Origin of the sequence: Sulfurimonas lithotrophica (assembly GCF_009258225.1) — a bacterium.
Taxonomy (GTDB): domain Bacteria; phylum Campylobacterota; class Campylobacteria; order Campylobacterales; family Sulfurimonadaceae; genus Sulfurimonas; species Sulfurimonas lithotrophica.
Window position 1 is genome coordinate 2,127,486 of the sequence record NZ_CP043617.1, and the last position, 19,291, is coordinate 2,146,776.

The following is a 19,291-nucleotide window of genomic DNA, read 5'->3' on the forward strand; positions in this document are numbered from 1 at the left end:
TCAGAGTATCAGATTCGAGCTTAAATACAAATTGAAAGTTAACTTCAGTTTAAGTCAATATTAACTACGATAGGAGGAAAAGGATTCCAAATGAAACGCCCCAATAAATTCTTAAGTTTAAGCCTCAGTTTTCTTGCAACAAGTTGTTTTTTAGAAGCTTCTTCTAGTTATAACTCCATTAAAATAGGTGACTTTAGTTTAGGTGGAGCACTAAGAGTCAACTACGTAAATGACAGTTCAAAAACAGATACTGCAAATGCTTCAAAGGGGAGTCAAGGTATATTTGATTTGGATACTGCAAGAGTAAATATAGACTATAAACATGATGATTTTTTAGGAAAGTTTGAGTATAGATGGTATCCAGGATTTGGAAATACACAAAACGGTACCAACTATAGTTTTATTCATACTGCATGGCTGGGATATGCTATAAATAACACTGCTCATGTAGAGGTGGGTATCAACCGTGTTCCATTTGGTCCAACTGCTTATGGAGCATCTCAAAGTTGGTTTTTTGACCAACACTACTACGTAGGTCTTGCAGATGATATGGACTTGGGCGTAAAATTTAGCTCAACACTAAATAATATAAAATACGATTTAGCATACTACTATGGTAGTGAGGATGACGGTATCGGTGCAGGAGGTGAGAGTACACGTTATGCTTATGACGTTGTTGATGATTTTCATGAAAAAAATCAGCTCTCAGCAAGAGTAATCTACTCTAGTAAGTTATGGGATAAAAAACAAGAATACGGTATATCATTACTATATTCACAACTCGAAGCTCAAACTCAAGGTGTGGATGATGGTTCAAGGTTTGCAGTGTCTGCTCATATGATAAACCGCTATAAAAACTTTACACTTACCACCCAATTAACAAGATATGAGATGAGTGTTGATGCAAATAACGACTCCGTAGATGATGCACTAATCAAAATGGGTGGATTTAACTATGGTGAAGGGGTAGCTTCAGAAGCTTGGCTACCATCTGTTTCACTTAACTACAAAATAGATACGCCAAATATAGAGTGGCTTGACTATGCACTGCCGTATATAGAGTATAGCAATATAATAAAAGATGAAGATACGTTTAACAACAGTTATATGTGGATGATAGGTACTGCATTTGCAAGAGGAAACTGGTATATATATACGGACCTAGCTTTAGCAAACGGTAACTACTTTGTAGGACCTTATACAGGTTCGGACGGAGGGACTAATAACTTTGGTGCAAACAGTTCAAATGATTTAGAACATCGTCTTAATATCAATTTTGGATATTATTTTTAAGGATATATGCCTTTGGAGATAAACCAAACATTCTGGAAAACTCTCTGCTAAACTGCGAGGGAGATTCATACCCTACTTGAAATGCGGCTTCACTTATTTCAATATCTTTTAAAAGTAAAAGTTGTTTCGCTTCTTCAAGTCTAAGGTTTTTTTGAAACTGAATAGGCGACATCGTTGTTATGGTTTTAAAGTGCTGGTACAGCGATGACTCACTCATATCTACACTATATGCCAACTCTTTTATATTTAACTTTTCATCAAAGTTTTCTTTGATTTGCGATATAACTTTTGTTATTTTATTTGAGGTAGTTCCCGCTTGTGAAAACTTTCTTAAAAAAGTTCCGCCTTTACTTTTAACCAAATTATAAAGTATCTCCTTGACCAAAAGCGGTGAAAGATACTCAATATCCTCTTTTGGTCTTTTAAGAAGCATGATAAACCTATGAATAGACTCGTACAGTTCAATATCCATATCACCGAAGTACAAACCTTTTTGCGCATTTTTATCTAGTTTTTCCTCATGTGGTTTTAAAGTTTTTAGAAGTTCATATATATCTTCTAAAGAGAATTTTACTCTAAGCGACATATACGGTTTATCTTCTGATGCCTCTAAAATTTTCATTTTAGCAGGTAGATGCGTAGAGGATATCAAATACTCTTCATTATCATAACTAAGTGTTTCATCTCCAAAACCAACAGCTTTATGCCCTTGCAAAATAACACAAAGCGATGGCTCATACAAGATGTTTATCTGCTGGGTTGGAGATTTTGAGAAGAAAAAATCAAGATTTGAAATCTCACTTTGAACATCGCCTTCTAGTGGATATGTTGCACTTAAAAAATCAATCATTTCAGATCTTAACTTTTCTAAATTGCTATGCATTTTACCCTCCATATAGATAAGCAGTATTATATACTATTTATACTCATCCTACAAAACTTCAAATACTATATATATTTGGATAATCAGGCATCTTTAATGGATTTTTATTATATTAATATACTGAAACTTAGTTTATAATGTTGAGATGTTAAAATTTATATTTCTTATTTTACTTACATTTAATTTGGTTGCTGATGGAAAGGAAAAAAGTATGCAAATCACGATAGAAAGCAATGGTGAAAAAACTATTTTTGAGCTAAATGATTCAGATGCGGCAAAAGAACTTTACACTCAACTTCCACTTAATATAGATGTGGAAAATTTTGGAAGTAATGAAAAGATATTTTATCCGCCAAAAAAACTATCTACGTCTAATACACCGCCAGCTAATGCAAAAAACGGAACTCTTGCATATTATGCGCCTTGGGGAGACGTAGTTATGTTTTATAAAGACTTTGGAGCTGCTAAAGGGTTATATGAACTTGGTAGCTGCATAAGTGCTTGTGAGAATATAAAAAATATGTCAGGTACTATAAATATACATAAGTAAAAGGATAAAACATGCTATTACATAAATCAAAATCAGACCAACAAATTCAACATCTTTTTAATAACAGTTTTACTGAGAACAAACCCATACCATTTCCTGAACATAATAAACACTATGCATATTCAAGCCTATTTTATTGGGCTCATTTAGTAGCTCATGAGAGTGCTGAATTTCCTCTACACGGGCATAAAGGTTTTGAGATAATGACCTTTGTTCTTAAGGGTTCTTTAGAACACTTTGATACGGCTACAAATGTATGGACACCAATTAAACAGGGTGGTTTTCAAATTATTCAAGCAGGAAGTGGCGTCATGCATTCTGAACGTATAGTCAAAGGATCTGAAGTATTTCAAATATGGTTCGATCCAGATTTTTCAAAAACACTTAAAACAGACCCAAGCTATCAAGACTATACTGAAGATAATCTAAGCATAGATAATGCTGAAAATGTTAAAGCTATTGAATATATCGGGACAAAAAGTGACATTGAACATCAAACTGCTGATATAAGCATACGTAGAGAGTTTTTTCAAAAAGGAACTTATACTAAAAAAACAGGTATATCATATGTATATTCTATTTATGTTATGGAGGGCGAAGGCAGCATAAATAAAAAATCTGTAGTACAAGATGATTTTGTAGTTATCGACGATACATCTTCTTTTGTTGTAGATGCAAAAGACGAGCTGGAGTTATTTATTATAAAGTCTCCAAAAGTGCTTCCCTACCCTAGAGTTAAAATATAAACTAAAAGATTTTATTCTAATTTGTCTAAAGAGAGATGCACCTTTTGAAGTAACTCTAAAAGCTTCTTAGCTTCATCTTTATCCAAATCTTTAATAATCTCTTGGTTTACTTCTTGAGCACAGGCAATAGTTTTTTTTGCCAATGATACTCCGCTATGGGTTAAAACCAGATGCTTTTTTCTTTTGTCCTCTGTTGATTTTACCCTTTTAATCAAACCCTTTGATTCGAGTCTATCTATAAGCCTTGTAATACTTGCTTCATCACCGTTAACATATTTAAGCATCTCTTTTTGAGTTTTTACATTGTTTTTATATAGATTCACAAGGATACTAAACTGTAAATGTGTCGCATCATAAATTTTCAACCTGCTCTCCATCATCCTTTTTATATTTGTAAATATAATATTGAAGTGGTAGCCGTAAGATTCTGATAAATTAAATTCCTCTTTTTTCATAAGAAAATTATAACACAATAAACTAAATACTTGTCTTTAACAAGTTTTAAGATTTTTACTAATATACTTGCATACAACAAGTAAATAAAAAGGAGCAAAAATGTCTAAGAAAAATGTACTTATAACAGGTGGAGCAAGAGGTATAGGAGCTGCAACTGCAAAAGAACTTGGAGCTCAAGGGTATAGAGTATTTATAAACTATGTAAACTCTACACAAGTGGCAAACGAGTTAGTAGATGAAATAAATTCAAACGGCGGGGAAGCATATGCTATTCAAGCTGATGTCAGAGTTGACACGCAAGTTGAAAGTATGTTTGATGATATTGAATCTAAATACGGCGGTGTAGATATTTTGGTATCAAACGCAAACATGAACTTTACTCAAAAACCTTTTGTTGAGCAAACTTGGGATGAGTTTTCTCAAAAACTAAATGATGAGATGCATGCGGCATACGTATCTGCTAAATATGCAACAACTTCTATGATAAAGAAAAAATTCGGTCGTTTGGTGTTTATATCTAGTACTTTGTCCGAGAGTCCTGCACCTAGTTTTATAGCTCACGGTTCAGCCAAAGGGGCACTTGATACTTTTAGTAAATATCTTGCACAAGAGTTAGGAGCTCATGGGATTACATCAAATATCATTGCACCGGGATTGGTACTAACGGATGCAACAAGCCAAGCACCAGATGAATTTAAAGAATTCATACGTTCTATGACACCTACTCAGACAATCTCAAAACCTGAAGATGTGGCAAATGCTATAAGCTTTCTTGTTAAGGATGAAAGTGCCCAAGTTACGGGAGCTTATCTATCTGTAAGCGGTGGGGCTTATCTATCATAAATAAAAAATTTGTACAGTGAGAATTTTCTCGTTGTACATGACTATTTTGTTCAATAATCTACTGTTTTAGTAACAAAATGAAATATCTAGTGTGTATACTATTCTTAATATGATTTGGTATAATAATGTGAATTATTATTATATATTTTATAAATATTAGGAAACATTAATGAAGAGAGTATTGGGTTTAGATATAGGTGTTGCAAGTATAGGCTTTTCATTAATAGATGTGTTGGAAAAAGATGGAAAAACTGAATTTAATAATCTTACAACAAATAGTATTATTTTTGATGTTCCAGAACTTGCAGAAGAGAGACGTAAAGGGCGTTCTTCGAGAAGATTGAACGATAGAAAAAGCAGAAGAAAACAACATATACGTAATTTATTCTTTGAACATGGTTTAACAGATAAATCTTTTGTTACTGAGCCAAGTAGTTACTTGAATACTTTAGATGTAGAGAGTGATGTTTATATTCTAAGAGAAAAGGCATTACATCAAGATTTATCTAAAGCAGAGTTTATCAAAGCACTTTATAGCATAACTACAAGGCGTGGGTATTCAAATCAATTTGAATCGACCGAGCAAGATGAAAATAGTGCAAAAGAAAATGAAAAAATCAATGGCTCCATAAGTAAAAACATACAGCTAATCAAAGAAAAAGGTTTCATCCTCCCTACTGAACTTTTAACATATAGACGTACTCAAAAAGAAGAACTTGGATACCAAAACATTCCTGTACGCAATAAAGGCGGTAATTATACAAATTCACTCAATAGAAAACTCCATGAAGATGAATTAAAAATCGTAATTTTCAGTCAAAAAGATAATAGAAATATTTTTGCAAGTGAAGAGAAATGTGAAAAGTTTTATATCGCGGTAAGAGATGTAATGATGGAACAACGACCGCTTAAAAGTTTTGAAGATATGGTTGCATATTGCAGTTATTTTGACAAATATCACGAAACACCGCAAAAGAGAATGTCTCTTTCAAGTATTTACAATATAGAACTCACTTTAAAACAATCTCTCAGCAATTATAAAACTATGGATAAAAAAAGTGGTGAGATAATTTCTTTGTCAAAAAAGCAAATTGATGAGGTGGTTGCAAAATGGGTTAATGAGCCGACAAGCGATAAGATCACATTTGCAAATATTTTTACAAAAACAAGTTTGAAAAACTGTAAACTTAATGATGTTGGTGGAAGTGCAGAAGTACTGAACATCAAAGGATTTAGAGAACTATCTGCTATTTTCAAGCAGTATAATGTGGATTTTTATACTGAGCATAGAGATTTTTTTGAAAAAGCACTTCTTATTTTGAGTTACTATAAAAATATTTCTAAAAGAGTTGAAGAGTTACAAAAATCTTTTACTGGAAAATTGGAGCCAAAAGATGAATTCATTAATGAAGTTGCAAAAGTATCTTCCATAGATGGATTCGGTTCTTTTTCAGTTCGTTTTGCAAAAATGGTTTTAGAAAAAATGGAACAGGGGAATTCATTTTCGGAGGCTCTTGAGAGTTTGGGTTATTTTGATAAATATCTTGGTATGCCAGCTTATGATTACTTACCACCGTTTAACCCTACACAAGCAGATATAAAATGGTTAAAAGAGAATCTCTCTTACTTTGATACAAAGCATCTGTACTATAAAGCAAACAGTTCAAAAACAGTTGAACGAATTATCTCGGTAATGAGAAAACTTATCAATGACATAATAAAAAAATATGGGAAAATTGATGAGATAGCGATAGAAGGTGGAAAAGAGCTTAACAGTAAAAAAGAAGAAGATAAAATTAAAGAAAACCAAAAAGACGATAAAAAGATCAACGATGAGGCAAAAAATCTTTTAAAAGACAAGAATATCAAAGATTATGATAACCCTACAAAAGTTAGAAAAGCTAAAATGCTTATTGAACAAAAATATAAATGTCTTTACAGCAACGAACCGCTAACCCTCAAAGAGGCATTAGATGAAGAAGAATGTGAAATTGAACATTTTATTCCACGTTCCCATTTTTGGAACAACTCTCAAAAAAACACCATTCTCGTCCTTAAAAAGCATAATCAAAACAAAACTGATGTACCACCTATGGAGTATCTAAAACAGATAGGAAAGTGGGAAGATTATAAAGCAGCTGTTCATAACAGCTCGATGAAAGAGAGTAAAAAAGATTGGCTCACAAATGAAGAAAAAATAGAAGCTATTTTTGATCAAGATACTAATGTTTTTCTAGCAAACTATCTAAATGATACACGTTCAAGTATAAAGATTATCAAAAACTACCTTGAACATTATCTCTATCCTAAAACGAATCGTTACGGAAAAGATGAACAAAGCAATGTACGGGTTGTGAGTGCAAAAGCAATTAATGAACTAAAACATATTTGGGGAATCAAGGAACTAATTACCTCAGAAGATACAGGAAAAAAAGACAGAACGACTAACTATCATCACAGTATAGATGCTTTAACAGTTGCTTTGTGTGATAAAAAAGGGATGTTTGCTTTACATAACTTTTTCAAACAAAAAGAAAATAAGTTTAAAACAAAAGCTATGAAAGAGAATGTTTCCAAGAATGTTCCTTTTACAAGTGAAGGGGAAACTCTACACTCTTTCTGTAGTCATTTAGTGGAAAAATATAAGAACAATGAACTCTATGTATGTCCATATAACAAGATTAAGACAAATAAAAAAGGTTTTAAAGATGGAAACAAAAAGCTTGTAGTGGCACAAAATTCTAAAGGGGTTAAACAGCTTCAAGAATTAAAAAATATCAGCTTACTTCCTTATGACCTTCTTCAGGAGAAGAAACAGCTAAAAGTGACAGATAGAACAGATGAGGGTGTAAGAATGTGTGTTCAAGAAATTGTATCGCAACTTGATATTTTTAAACAAAAAGGGATTAGAGAGGCTTTACCAAAATATGGCGAATTTTTGATTGCAAAAAGGGCAGAAGAAGAAAAATTTAGTGTACTAGAAAAAGAGCTTGTGAATAAACAAAAAGCTGATAAAAAGAAAGAAGATGTGGAACTTTCTAAGCAGATAGATGAGATAAAATCACAACTTCAATCCGTTAGAGATGAAATAGCGTTTTCAAATTGTTATTTTGTAACGAAAAATGGAACCAAACAGATTGTTAAAGGTGTGAAAAATTTAAGTGATTCAGAAACAAAAGCGAGTACTGTACTGATTCAAAATGGCAATAGTATTTTAATGGAAAAATTGAATATAGAAACTTTTAAACAAGCGCAAGAAGAGGGGCACCCATTTGTATGTAAAGAGAATGATTATACAGTTTCTGTAGATATTTACAGTTCTTCTAAACATCAGATAATCGGACTTAAATATTTTAGATCTATAGAAAATGATATAGAACCAAATTTTAAGGAAAGTTTTCAAAATATAGATAAACAGTATGAGTTTTCTATACATAAAGGGGAAGTTGTCGTTATTTTAGATGAAAAAGAGAAAGTTCAGTATTTGGCGGTTGCTAATGGTGGAGGACAAATAGCTGGTACAAATCATAAGATACAAATTGAAAATATTAATACAAATGGTGTTGTAGCAGTAACTATCAATAAAAAAACAATCATAAAAAAAGCAAAAATTGACTTTTACGGAAATTTTCAGATTGGCTAAAGATGAATTACTCTAAAATTATACTCGTATCAAATGGGGATTTGATAGTCTGCTTAAGACAAGGGGTCCTCTCCGCACCCCGCAAGGTTTATCCTTTCAAGCGGAGAACTTCTTATGTTTAAACATATATTCATCAAAAACAGATCTCACCTCTACTATAAAAATAATTCACTTGGCATAAAAAATGATGATTTTGACACTACTATATCTTTAGATGATATAGATATGCTTATAGTTGAAAACCAACAAACTACGATTACATCGTCGTTACTTTCACATCTAGCACAAAAAAATATCTGTACCGTTTTTGTAGACGAAAAATATATGCCTTCATCTATCAATATCCCGCTTTATAAAAATAGTAGAGTTTCACTCGTACAAAAGGCACAGCAAAAAGTTTCCAAACCAAAGCACAACCAGTTGTGGAAACAGATAATCTTTGCAAAAATAAAGCATCAGTCTTTTGTCTTGGAAAAATATAAAAAGAGTAAAGCGATAGATGGACTGTGGCATAAAGTAACCTCTGCCGATAAAACAAATATAGAAGCACTTGCCGCAAATATATACTTTCCAGAACTCTTTGGTAAAGAGTTCACAAGAAGAGATGACAGCGTTATAAATGCTGCACTTAATTACGGTTATAGCATTATAAGAAGTTCAATAGCCCGTTATATAATTGCTTACGGAATAAATCCGACAAATGGTATATTTCATTCAAGCCAGTTAAACAATTTTAATTTGGCAGATGATTTTATAGAAGTATTTCGTCCTGTTGTGGATGAGTTTGTACATTGTAATATTAAAAGTAAAAGTTTTGGATGGGAAGAAAAAAAGAAGTTTTCTGTACTACTTTATGAGTATGAATTGTTTAATATAGAAGAGGAACGTAAAATCTCTCTTGATAATGCAATAAAAACAGTTGTCGCCTCTTATCAGTCTTTTTGTCTGGGTAAAAGAGAAAACATAAATATAGCAAAAATGATATGAGTAGATTTAGACGTATGGTTTTATTTGCAATGTTTGATATGCCTACAGAGACAAAGGGTGATCTAAAAAGATATAGACAATTTAGAAAAGACTTGCTTTCATATGGCTTTATAATGTTTCAGTACTCTGTATATGTCCGATTTTGTGACAGTTTGTATATGGCAGAAAAATATGAAGCAAAAATTGAAGAGGTTGCACCTGAAAAAAGTTCTATTCGAGTACTTCGAGTTACAGAAAATCAATACAAAAATATGATAATTGTTGAAAACTATCGAGAAAAACCAGAGGAAAAAGTAGAAGAGATGACACAACTTGTTATGGTTTTTTAGAAGGTAACGTCTCTAAAAAGTCCTAAATATAGTACCTTTGAGCTACTCTATTGTATCAAATGGGGATTTGAGAGTAGCTGAAGACGAAGCGAATAGAGAGCGTAGCTCGTTGTGCATTGTATCAAATGGGGATTTGAGAGTAGCTGAAGACCAAAGTGAAAGTTTAGAGTATTATTCTAAAATTGTATCAAATGGGGATTTGAGAGTAGCTGAAGACACGAGTTTAGCACTATAACATCACTTTTAAATTGTATCAAATGGGGATTTGAGAGTAGCTGAAGACGCATGTTCTGTAGCACCGACTATCTTCATAATTGTATCAAATGGGGATTTGAGAGTAGCTGAAGACAGTATGTTTTTATATAAATGATTTAGAACAATTGTATCAAATGGGGATTTGAGAGTAGCTGAAGACTGTGTTTCAGATGGCGAAGGGGATTATGATATTGTATCAAATGGGGATTTGAGAGTAGCTGAAGACTTTTCGCAAGAGGACAATTCAACCACCAGAATTGTATCAAATGGGGATTTGAGAGTAGCTGAAGACCATACCATCTGAATTACATAGCACTTTATAATTGTATCAAATGGGGATTTGAGAGTAGCTGAAGACAAACTCAGTCAAGTTGATGTCACCTGTAGTATTGTATCAAATGGGGATTTGAGAGTAGCTGAAGACGCAGGTAAACGCATTATGATTTCTTTGCGAATTGTATCAAATGGGGATTTGAGAGTAGCTGAAGACTGTTATCTCATCATATTAGAAAAATAAACTATTGTATCAAATGGGGATTTGAGAGTAGCTGAAGACATGACAGGTGTATTTATAGCACTTGGAACAATTGTATCAAATGGGGATTTGAGAGTAGCTGAAGACTACCTAAAAGAGCTGGACGCATACAGCTTGATTGTATCAAATGGGGATTTGAGAGTAGCTGAAGACACTAATTCTCAATTGAAATTCCAAAATGAGATTGTATCAAATGGGGATTTGAGAGTAGCTGAAGACATAGCTTACAAATGGTAAAAGCAGAATCAGATTGTATCAAATGGGGATTTGAGAGTAGCTGAAGACAAAGGTGTAATAAATGAATCTAAAACCAAATTGTATCAAATGGGGATTTGAGAGTAGCTGAAGACCATAACTTTGTCGGAGGTGTTACGAAAAGTATTGTATCAAATGGGGATTTGAGAGTAGCTGAAGACGGTATAACTCAACTAATGGGGATGAATTAATTGTATCAAATGGGGATTTGAGAGTAGCTGAAGACTATGAAAACATAATTGATAGCGTTCTGCGTATTGTATCAAATGGGGATTTGAGAGTAGCTGAAGACTAGACTTTTCGCCATCAAAACCTTTACGTTATTGTATCAAATGGGGATTTGAGAGTAGCTGAAGACTGTCCTACTGATATATTGATACTCATTTTTATTGTATCAAATGGGGATTTGAGAGTAGCTGAAGACAGACAAATTAGGAAATGAAATTACAAAAGAATTGTATCAAATGGGGATTTGAGAGTAGCTGAAGACTAAGCACTATAACTTACCGATATGTTAATTATTGTATCAAATGGGGATTTGAGAGTAGCTGAAGACAGTAGTAGCTGATACGATACCGACTAAGAAATTGTATCAAATGGGGATTTGAGAGTAGCTGAAGACGTACAAGCTGACTACTCATTCACTATGAAATTGTATCAAATGGGGATTTGAGAGTAGCTGAAGACCCTTGTCTTAGCTTATTAGCTCTTTTTTGAATTGTATCAAATGGGGATTTGAGAGTAGCTGAAGACAAAAGTGTTTTATGATCTAAATGCACCGGCATTGTATCAAATGGGGATTTGAGAGTAGCTGAAGACATGTTTGTTGGCAAAGAGCTTTTAACTAAAATTGTATCAAATGGGGATTTGAGAGTAGCTGAAGACCGCGTGGGTACAAAACCCTAATTTAATTTATTGTATCAAATGGGGATTTGAGAGTAGCTGAAGACATGAGTAGAGTTACTTATTATTCATTAGATATTGTATCAAATGGGGATTTGAGAGTAGCTGAAGACCGCGTGGGTGCAAAACCCTAATTTAATTTATTGTATCAAATGGGGATTTGAGAGTAGCTGAAGACATGAGTAGAGTTACTTATTATTCATTAGATATTGTATCAAATGGGAATATTCATTACAACATTTAATAAATGTATATAGTTATAAAGGCTTTTTGCATCAAAATTACTTACTTTTAGAACAAATATAGTATATATAACTTTACTTGTTCCAAATAGTGTTCAAAAATTGAAAATCAACACTCCCATAACTATTTAATACTTTTTAAACAAACATAATCAAAATCCATAAAAAAATAAAATTTGTAGAATTGTGCATTTTATATGGAGTATCTATCTAGTAGATAATTTTAAAAAGTTATAAAATTGTATTATAAAACCTTATTAGGAGGAGATAGATGCAAACATCGCAAAATCCGTCTCGAAGAGATTTTATTAAAACCTCGGCAGCAATCGGTGCGGGACTCATACTTTGGAGTCCTGTTCTAGCAACAGACAAAGGAGATAAAATGAACGCTATAACAACAAAAGGATACGCGGCATTTGATGAGTCGGGTGTTTTAAAACCTTGGACTTTTACCAGACGCCCTGTAGGTGATAACGATGTACTTATCGATATAAAATTTGCAAGCATCTGCCACTCTGATATACACCAAGAAAAAGGTCACTGGGGTAAACAACAATACCCTCAAGTTCCTGGTCACGAGATAGCAGGTGTCGTAACTGCAGTCGGTAAAAACGTGACTAAGTTCAAAGTTGGAGACCGTGCAGGTGTGGGTTGTATGGTTGATGGATGCACTACTTGTGAAAATGAGGAACAGTACCAGAGCGATACACTATTTACATACGGTTATCCAGATAAAAGAGAACCTACGAGGATATCTCAAGGCGGATACTCAAAACAGATAGTCGTAAGAGACCACTATGTTGTTCACATTCCGGATAGTCTTAGTTTTGAAAATGCCGCACCGCTTTTATGTGCAGGGATTACGACTTACTCACCTATTATGAGAGCAGACTTTAAAAAAGGCGATAAAGTAGCAGTAGCGGGAATCGGAGGCTTAGGGCATATGGCTGTAAAATTTGCGCTAAGTAGAGGTGCCGAGGTTTATGCTTTTACTACAAGTGCCGACAAAGTAGAAGATATCAAAGCTTTTGGTGTAAAAGAGGTAATCGTCGTAGATGATACTAAAAAACTTTACGAATACGCAGGACAAATGGATTATATGATTTGTACAATCCCTTATCAGTTTGATGTCGCAGCTTATGCATCTGTAGTTAAACCTTATGGATTTTTCACTCAGGTGGGGATGCCAGAAGCTTTTGAAATCACACTAAACAATCTTGGTCTTTCTTTCTCAAGGGTTAATTTTAATGCTTCTCTTATCGGAGGGATGAAAGAGACTCAGGAAGTAGTAGATTATTGTGCGGAAAATAAAATATATCCGCAAATAGAGATAATAGATGCTAAAGATATTACTGATGCATGGAAGAAAGTTGAAAACAAACAAGCAAGGTTCAGATACGTAATCGATACGGCTACAATTTAATAGCCTCTTCAAACATAGCACTTGCAGTTTTTTCCGTCTCTACAATTATATGTGAGAGGTTTAAACTTGAAAGTGCTTCTTGTTCTTCATATTTATTTACTTTAACTATTGTCTTTTTATTTTCTCTCAAATCTTTTACCGCCTGACATATCTGATGAAGTTTTTCGGAGTTTCCTATAGATATAACTACCGCTGATGCATCTTTGATATTTACGGATTCGAGTACGTTTTTTTGTGCAGCGTTTCCAAATATAACAGGCTTGTTTAACTTTCTAGCCTCTTTTACGCTTAAAATATCATTCTCTATGGCAATATAATCCATATTTTTTTTCTCTATTAACCTTGATATATTTTTACCAAGTCTGCCGTAACCTATCAGCACGATATGGTTACTTAGTTTTTCATTGTTATCGGGAGATGTATATTCTTGGGATTCTTCAGGAGTGTAACTAAACATATCAACTATTTTAGATATATTTTTCAAAACAAAAGGCGTCATAATCATACTGATAACTACCATAACTACAAGTACTTGACCGATAACTGGATCAATCAAGTTCTTTGCAAAAGAGAGTTCAAATATAACCAAACCGAACTCTCCAAACTGAAAAAGGGTAATAGCACTCTTTAGTGCAACTCTTGAATCCGTAGCAAATCTAAGCAATAAATATATAATTAGTATTTTTGCCAAAATAAGTACAGGCAATATCAATAAAACAGTATATATGTTTTCAAATATGATGCTAAAGTTAAGCTGCATCCCCACAGTTACAAAAAAGACACCCAGCAAAAGATCTCTAAATGGTACAAGGTCGGCTTCTACCTGATGCTTGTAGTGAGTTTCAGCTATCATCATTCCTGCTATAAAAGCTCCTAATGAGTATGAAAATCCAAACGCATGAGCCAAATACGATGCACCCATAACAATAAGTAAAACAGACCCAACAAATATCTCATTTGATTTTGTTTTGCTTACCTGATGAAAAAACGGTTCTATCAAATACTTACCGACTAAAAATAAACCCATAAGTAAAACAACAGCATTGAGCAAAGTCTCAATAAGTAACGAAGATACTGATTTATCCGTTACGCTAAACATGGTTATCATTAAAAGTATCGGTATAACCGCTATATCTTGAAAAAGTAATATTCCAAGCACTTTTCGACCGTAGAGTTTATTTATATCACCGTTTTCATTAAGCAGCTTTAATACTATGGCGGTTGAGGACAAAGCTAAAGCAGCTCCGATAATAATAGATGACTTAGCCTCTATTGAAAAAATATTATGTGCTAAAAATGAAAAAAATGCGGCTGTTATGAAAACCTGGAGTGCTCCGTATAAAAAAACCTCTTTTTTCATTTTAATTAAATTTCGTACCGAAAATTCTAATCCGATAGTAAACATTAAAAATACTACACCAAACTCTGCTATTTCTTTTAGTTCGTGAGAATTTATTGCATCGTGAAGTTCATACCCGTAAGCTATAATCGTACCCGTTGCGATATAGCCTATGATAGTTGGGATTGAGAATTTTTTAAGAAATAAATTTAAAATTGTTGCGCTTAAAATTGAAAATATTATTATCTCTAACATATATGCACCTTAATAAATATAAAGTGCATTATACATTATAAAAATAATATTTATTTTAGGAGACAAAGCCTTTTGAAAATAGGCTTTGTTTTTTAGGGAGAATGAATGAATTTGCCCCAAATTGAGGCATGATATTTTTAGAATTCTACTTGAGCTGTTAACATATATGCCGTACTGTCAGCTTTTTCAGGCTTAGAAGCTTTAAACGCATCCTTCTCATTATCTTTAACGATAACGTTAGCTACCCATTGAACATTATGATTTTGTTGCCATGCAAAACCGGCGATAAGTGAAGTTCTTTCTCTTTCGTCAGAGCTTACAAGTTCTTCATCAGTCCAAGCATCATAACGAGCAAGTACTCTATACTCATAAGTGTTACCAAAACGGTATTCCCCGTTTATAGAGTAACCCGAACCGGCTTGAGCCGATACGTAAGTAGAATTATCAGCCGTGTCATCTGAGACAACATATTGAGCAGACACTAAAAACTCAGGTTGATTATATACGGTATGAAGGCCGTAAAAAACTAAGTCATCATAATCATTTGCTAATCCACTTGCACTCGCTTTATGTTCTTGGTTGTATTGACCAAAGAAAGAAGCGTCAAAGTAAGTTTTTTTCGTTTGTTTATCTTTACCGTTTACACCAAGAATATGAGCAGTAGCTCTCCACTCCAAACTCATACCGTTACCGGCTTTATCACTAGCTTCATCATCATTAAAATCTGAGTGGTAACCTTCACCGTTAAATATACCTATTTCACTGTCAAAGTACTGAGTTTTTGTTTTGAAGTTAAAACCAAAGTCCGCCGAGTTACTTAAATCTCCACCGTTTTTAGCTTCTATCATTACTTTTGAAATATCACGGTAAAACCAAGCATTATGCTCTTCATAATCATGCCAAGGGCGGTGTACCAAACCAAGTTCAACACCTGTATTTTCTAACACGTTATTTAAATATAGGTATGCATATTTAGCACGAACAACCATATCGTCTTCAGCATTTTGGTGCATATCGAATGTTACACGGTAGTATGATTTAGGGTCATCTAAAAGATATGCTTTTAGTTGAAAATACGCACGTCTTAACTCAAAGTTAGTTTCGTTTGGATTTACAAGCTCATCTTTATAAGAGTTTTTAGTAAGACCTATATATGTCAAACCGCTAAACTTTAGTTTATCGGTATGTGAGAAAACAGGTGTAGCATCGCTAGCCATAACACTTGAAGCCAAAGTTAAACCGGCTACCGCAGATAGAATGATTTTTTTCATTATTTTTATCCTTTTAAATTATTGGCAAAATTATAAATTTCTTTGGTTACGAAAAGATTACATTGAATTACACTTGTGTAACTTAAAAAACAGGGCAAAAAAAAAGCTCCCGCATCAAAGAGATGCAGGAGCTTAAAAAAATAATAAACTATATTAGAATATTACTATTTGATATTTTCAGCCCAATACTCGCGAATCATTTTTTTCGTAGCATCAGGAAGTGCGATATAACCAAGTTTTTTAGCTTGAGCATCACCGTTCATAAAAGCATAGTCATAAAACTTTATAACTTTTTTATTCATTTTAGGTTTTTCAATCGGAAGCAATATAAATGTAGCTGCAACTATAGGATATGAAGTATCACCAGGTTGAAGTGCTAACATCGCATAAAAATGATCTTTTTTAGTCCAGCTTGCATATTTAGCGGCAGCTTTAAAATTAGCTTCCGTTGCCTGAACCCATTTACCGCTAGCTGTTTTAAGTACAGCTGCACTTAAATGGTTTTTCTCTTTATATGCATTTTCTATATAACCTATAGAGTTTGGAGTTTGCTTGATTAAGTTTGCAACACCCTCGTTACCTTTACCGCCTATACCAGTAGCCCAGTCAATAGCTTTACCGGTACCAAAATTTTCTTTCCAGTTTTTGCTGCTTCCGCTTAGGTAGTATGTAAAGTTATAAGTAGTACCGCTTCCGTCTGAACGGTGAACAACGATTATTTTTGCATCAGGAAGATTTATATCAGGATTATCGGCTTTAATAGCTGCATCGTTCCATTTTGTAATACGACCCGCAAAGATATCTGCTACAACATCATTTTTAAGCTTTAGTGTTGCATCCGCAATACCGTCTATATTAAATGCGACTACAATCGAGCCGATAACTGCAGGGAATTGTAACAATTTACCTTTAGATAGTTTTTTAGCATTTAACGGTTTATCGGATGCTCCAAAATCAACTACACGTTTAGTGATTTGCTTGATTCCGCCGCCTGAACCTATAGACTGGTAATTTACACGATTTTTTGTGTCTTTTCTATAGTCAAATGCCCAACCGTAATATAAAGGTGCAGGAAACGATGCACCTGCACCGTTGATTTTATCTGCTGCTAATAACGGAGTTACACCGACCGCCGCTACAAGTAATGTTGAGAGTATTTTTTTTAACATTTTTCATGTCCTTTTTAAAATTAAAGTTGACGAAATTATAAATTTACCTTATTACAGATTGGTTACAAAAAAACTATAAGTCTGTAATCATTTCGTAATAAAAACTTCATAAAATTTCAAACTTTTTTATTGGAGGATTCTTTGAGTTTAATAATTGATAAATTTTTTGCAAACTCTACAAAACTTATAGCAGTGGGGATACTGCTTTTAGTAGCTAGTATATTTGCTATTTTATTTGAACACTCCCTGACATCAATACAAGCTTTTGGAGTCAGTTTTGTCACAGAAACAAAATGGGCTCCGAATTTAGAAAAGTTTGGAGCATTGCCTGCTATATACGGTTCTGTTTTATCAACTTTTTTAGCGATGATTTTAGCAGTCCCGGTAGCTATAGGTGTAGCTATATTTTTAAGTGAATTAGCCCCTGCAAAACTTAAATCACCGGTTGGCGTATCTATAGAACTTTTAGCTGCAATTCCATCAGTTATATACGGTATGTGGGGTCTTTTTTACTTCGTACCTATAGTTCGCGATGCCGTAGGCGGTATAGGTATATCGATGCTGACTGCGGGGATTGTTTTAAGTATTATGATTTTACCGTTTATGGCAGCCGTTACACGTGATGCTATGAACACGACACCCGATATCTTAAAAGAATCGGCTTATGCACTTGGCGGAACAAAATGGGATGTTATCAAGGATATTGTAATCCCTTACGCAAAAGCGGGAATAATAGGTTCTTTTATTTTAGCGCTCGGTCGTGCGATAGGCGAGACTATGGCTGTTACTTTTGTAATGGGTAATGTCCATAAAGTCTCTACAGATTTAACTCAACCTGCAACTTCTATACCTGTTACATTGGCAAATGAATTTACGGAGGCTGATACTGATTTATACTATTCATCATTATTTGAATTATCTTTATTGCTTTTAGTGATCAGTTTTACGATTATCTTTGTTGCAAAATTCTATTTTCTAAGAAGAAAGAAGGCGGTATAATGACACAGACTCAAAAAAGAATATTAACAAATAAGATAGTTATGTCTCTCTCGACATTATCTGCACTTATTGGAATGGGTTTTTTATTTTGGATTCTTTATGTACTTGTTTTTAACGGTGTAGATGCACTAAGTTCTACTATATTTACAAGCGAAGGTGCACCTCCGGGATATGAACAAAGCGGATTAAAACACGCCCTTATCGGTCAGCTGTATATTGTAGGATATGCAACCATATTTGGTGTCCCTCTTGGAATACTAGCCGGAACTTATCTTAGTGAGTACGGCGGACGTGCAAAACTGGCAGAGATTATTCGTGATATATCGGATATTATGATGAGTGCTCCGAGTATCGTAATCGGTGCATTCGTATATGCTATTGTCGTTGCACCTATGGGTCACTTTAGCGGTTGGGCAGGAAGTGTTGCTTTGACTATTATTATGATACCTATCATTTTGCGTACAACAGATGATATGCTACAACTTGTACCATCAACCTTACGTGAAGCAGCATTTGCACTCGGTGCTCCAAAATATAAAGTTATTATACAGGTAGTTTACCGCGGTGCAAAAGCGGGAATATTGACGGGTATTTTACTCGGTGTCGCTCGTGTAGCAGGTGAAACTGCACCACTTCTGTTTACATCGTTTAACGATAACTTTTTAAATACGGACATGATGGAGCCTATGGCATCACTAACAGTTACTATGTACAACTATGCAACTTCTCCATATGAAGACTGGCAGCGTCTTGGTTGGGCTGCGGCTTTTATACTTAGTATGTTTATTTTAGGTCTTAATATTATAGGAAGATTATTTATTATGAAGAAAAAGTCTTGATTTTTTCTTCTCTTGTCCTTGGACAAAGCTTTAGTGAATGAAGATAATTTGGACTTGTTCAAATTATCTGAGAAAA

At 33.8% G+C, this 19,291-nt stretch carries 15 protein-coding genes and 1 CRISPR repeat array; of the genes, 10 read left to right on the top strand and 5 right to left on the bottom strand.

The features are described 5' to 3' along the window. Positions 1-90 precede the first annotated feature (90 nt). Positions 91-1,293: a hypothetical protein gene (locus FJR48_RS10630; RefSeq protein WP_152308105.1), complete on the top strand. Its 1,203-nt coding sequence runs from the start codon at positions 91-93 to the stop codon at positions 1,291-1,293. On the opposite strand, the gene FJR48_RS10635 is transcribed toward FJR48_RS10630, so the two are convergent. After that, positions 1,271-2,176, bottom strand: a complete 906-nt coding sequence (locus FJR48_RS10635; RefSeq protein WP_152308106.1) for an AraC family transcriptional regulator — start codon at positions 2,174-2,176, stop codon at positions 1,271-1,273. The genes FJR48_RS10630 and FJR48_RS10635 overlap by 23 nt on opposite strands. Before the next feature lie 211 nt (positions 2,177-2,387). Between FJR48_RS10635 and FJR48_RS10640 the strand changes: the two genes are divergently transcribed. Continuing rightward, positions 2,388-2,726 carry a cyclophilin-like fold protein gene (locus FJR48_RS10640; RefSeq protein ID WP_152308107.1) on the top strand — a complete coding sequence of 113 codons (339 nt, stop codon included), beginning with the start codon at positions 2,388-2,390 and terminating at the stop codon, positions 2,724-2,726. Positions 2,727-2,737: 11 nt separating this feature from the next. Next, complete coding sequence (locus FJR48_RS10645) at positions 2,738-3,472, top strand: pirin family protein (RefSeq protein ID WP_152308108.1); 735 nt, start codon at positions 2,738-2,740, stop codon at positions 3,470-3,472. Positions 3,473-3,483: 11 nt separating this feature from the next. Here the strand turns inward: FJR48_RS10645 and FJR48_RS10650 are convergent, their stop codons facing one another. Next, positions 3,484-3,837 (bottom strand): MarR family winged helix-turn-helix transcriptional regulator, encoded by a 354-nt coding sequence (locus FJR48_RS10650; protein WP_188108580.1) that lies wholly within the window; start codon positions 3,835-3,837, stop codon positions 3,484-3,486. A gap of 190 nt (positions 3,838-4,027) precedes the next feature. Between FJR48_RS10650 and FJR48_RS10655 the strand changes: the two genes are divergently transcribed. The 5 genes from FJR48_RS10655 (at position 4,028) to FJR48_RS10675 (ending at position 13,343) form a co-directional block, all read left to right on the top strand. After that, positions 4,028-4,771, top strand: coding sequence for an SDR family NAD(P)-dependent oxidoreductase (locus tag FJR48_RS10655; RefSeq protein WP_152308110.1), 744 nt, complete (start codon positions 4,028-4,030; stop codon positions 4,769-4,771). Positions 4,772-4,940: 169 nt separating this feature from the next. Next, positions 4,941-8,414 carry a type II CRISPR RNA-guided endonuclease Cas9 gene (gene cas9 / locus FJR48_RS10660; RefSeq protein ID WP_152308111.1) on the top strand — a complete coding sequence of 1,158 codons (3,474 nt, stop codon included), beginning with the start codon at positions 4,941-4,943 and terminating at the stop codon, positions 8,412-8,414. 114 nt (positions 8,415-8,528) lie between these two features. Continuing rightward, positions 8,529-9,401 (top strand): type II CRISPR-associated endonuclease Cas1, encoded by an 873-nt coding sequence (cas1, locus tag FJR48_RS10665; protein ID WP_152308112.1) that lies wholly within the window; start codon positions 8,529-8,531, stop codon positions 9,399-9,401. Then, the gene (cas2, locus tag FJR48_RS10670; protein ID WP_152308113.1) at positions 9,398-9,730 is read left to right on the top strand and encodes a CRISPR-associated endonuclease Cas2; all 333 of its coding nucleotides are present in this window, start codon (positions 9,398-9,400) and stop codon (positions 9,728-9,730) included. Before cas1 ends, cas2 begins: the two co-directional genes overlap by 4 nt. A 49-nt stretch (positions 9,731-9,779) precedes the next feature. Continuing rightward, a CRISPR array of direct repeats spans positions 9,780-11,856; the repeat unit is 36 nt; unit sequence ATTGTATCAAATGGGGATTTGAGAGTAGCTGAAGAC. Between the two features lie 335 nt (positions 11,857-12,191). Then, positions 12,192-13,343, top strand: a complete 1,152-nt coding sequence (locus FJR48_RS10675) for an alcohol dehydrogenase catalytic domain-containing protein (RefSeq protein ID WP_152308114.1) — start codon at positions 12,192-12,194, stop codon at positions 13,341-13,343. Here the strand turns inward: FJR48_RS10675 and FJR48_RS10680 are convergent. The 3 genes from FJR48_RS10680 to pstS form a co-directional block, all read right to left on the bottom strand. Then, positions 13,333-14,937 (bottom strand): cation:proton antiporter, encoded by a 1,605-nt coding sequence (locus FJR48_RS10680; protein ID WP_152308115.1) that lies wholly within the window; start codon positions 14,935-14,937, stop codon positions 13,333-13,335. The two genes, FJR48_RS10675 and FJR48_RS10680, sit on opposite strands and share 11 nt — an antisense overlap. A 137-nt stretch (positions 14,938-15,074) precedes the next feature. Then, positions 15,075-16,208 carry a hypothetical protein gene (locus FJR48_RS10685; protein ID WP_152308116.1) on the bottom strand — a complete coding sequence of 378 codons (1,134 nt, stop codon included), beginning with the start codon at positions 16,206-16,208 and terminating at the stop codon, positions 15,075-15,077. Between the two features lie 164 nt (positions 16,209-16,372). Next, a complete protein-coding gene (gene pstS, locus FJR48_RS10690; protein WP_152308117.1) occupies positions 16,373-17,377 on the bottom strand; it encodes a phosphate ABC transporter substrate-binding protein PstS in 1,005 nt (334 codons plus the stop codon). A gap of 141 nt (positions 17,378-17,518) precedes the next feature. Between pstS and pstC the strand changes: the two genes are divergently transcribed. After that, a complete protein-coding gene (gene pstC, locus FJR48_RS10695; protein WP_152308118.1) occupies positions 17,519-18,376 on the top strand; it encodes a phosphate ABC transporter permease subunit PstC in 858 nt (285 codons plus the stop codon). Beyond that, complete coding sequence (gene pstA, locus FJR48_RS10700; RefSeq protein ID WP_152308119.1) at positions 18,376-19,215, top strand: phosphate ABC transporter permease PstA; 840 nt, start codon at positions 18,376-18,378, stop codon at positions 19,213-19,215. Before pstC ends, pstA begins: the two co-directional genes overlap by 1 nt. Positions 19,216-19,291: the final 76 nt, after the last annotated feature.

What these genes read in the sequence shown, in the direction of transcription:
- FJR48_RS10630 (WP_152308105.1), top strand. Translation starts at nt 91, where the DNA reads ATGAAACGCCCCAATAAATTCTTAAGTTTAAGCCTCAGTTTTCTTGCA.
- FJR48_RS10635 (WP_152308106.1), bottom strand. Translation starts at nt 2,176, where the DNA reads ATGCATAGCAATTTAGAAAAGTTAAGATCTGAAATGATTGATTTTTTA.
- FJR48_RS10640 (WP_152308107.1), top strand. Translation starts at nt 2,388, where the DNA reads ATGCAAATCACGATAGAAAGCAATGGTGAAAAAACTATTTTTGAGCTA.
- FJR48_RS10645 (WP_152308108.1), top strand. Translation starts at nt 2,738, where the DNA reads ATGCTATTACATAAATCAAAATCAGACCAACAAATTCAACATCTTTTT.
- FJR48_RS10655 (WP_152308110.1), top strand. Translation starts at nt 4,028, where the DNA reads ATGTCTAAGAAAAATGTACTTATAACAGGTGGAGCAAGAGGTATAGGA.
- cas9 (WP_152308111.1), top strand. Translation starts at nt 4,941, where the DNA reads ATGAAGAGAGTATTGGGTTTAGATATAGGTGTTGCAAGTATAGGCTTT.
- cas1 (WP_152308112.1), top strand. Translation starts at nt 8,529, where the DNA reads ATGTTTAAACATATATTCATCAAAAACAGATCTCACCTCTACTATAAA.
- cas2 (WP_152308113.1), top strand. Translation starts at nt 9,398, where the DNA reads ATGAGTAGATTTAGACGTATGGTTTTATTTGCAATGTTTGATATGCCT.
- FJR48_RS10675 (WP_152308114.1), top strand. Translation starts at nt 12,192, where the DNA reads ATGCAAACATCGCAAAATCCGTCTCGAAGAGATTTTATTAAAACCTCG.
- FJR48_RS10680 (WP_152308115.1), bottom strand. Translation starts at nt 14,937, where the DNA reads ATGTTAGAGATAATAATATTTTCAATTTTAAGCGCAACAATTTTAAAT.
- FJR48_RS10685 (WP_152308116.1), bottom strand. Translation starts at nt 16,208, where the DNA reads ATGAAAAAAATCATTCTATCTGCGGTAGCCGGTTTAACTTTGGCTTCA.
- pstS (WP_152308117.1), bottom strand. Translation starts at nt 17,377, where the DNA reads ATGTTAAAAAAAATACTCTCAACATTACTTGTAGCGGCGGTCGGTGTA.
- pstA (WP_152308119.1), top strand. Translation starts at nt 18,376, where the DNA reads ATGACACAGACTCAAAAAAGAATATTAACAAATAAGATAGTTATGTCT.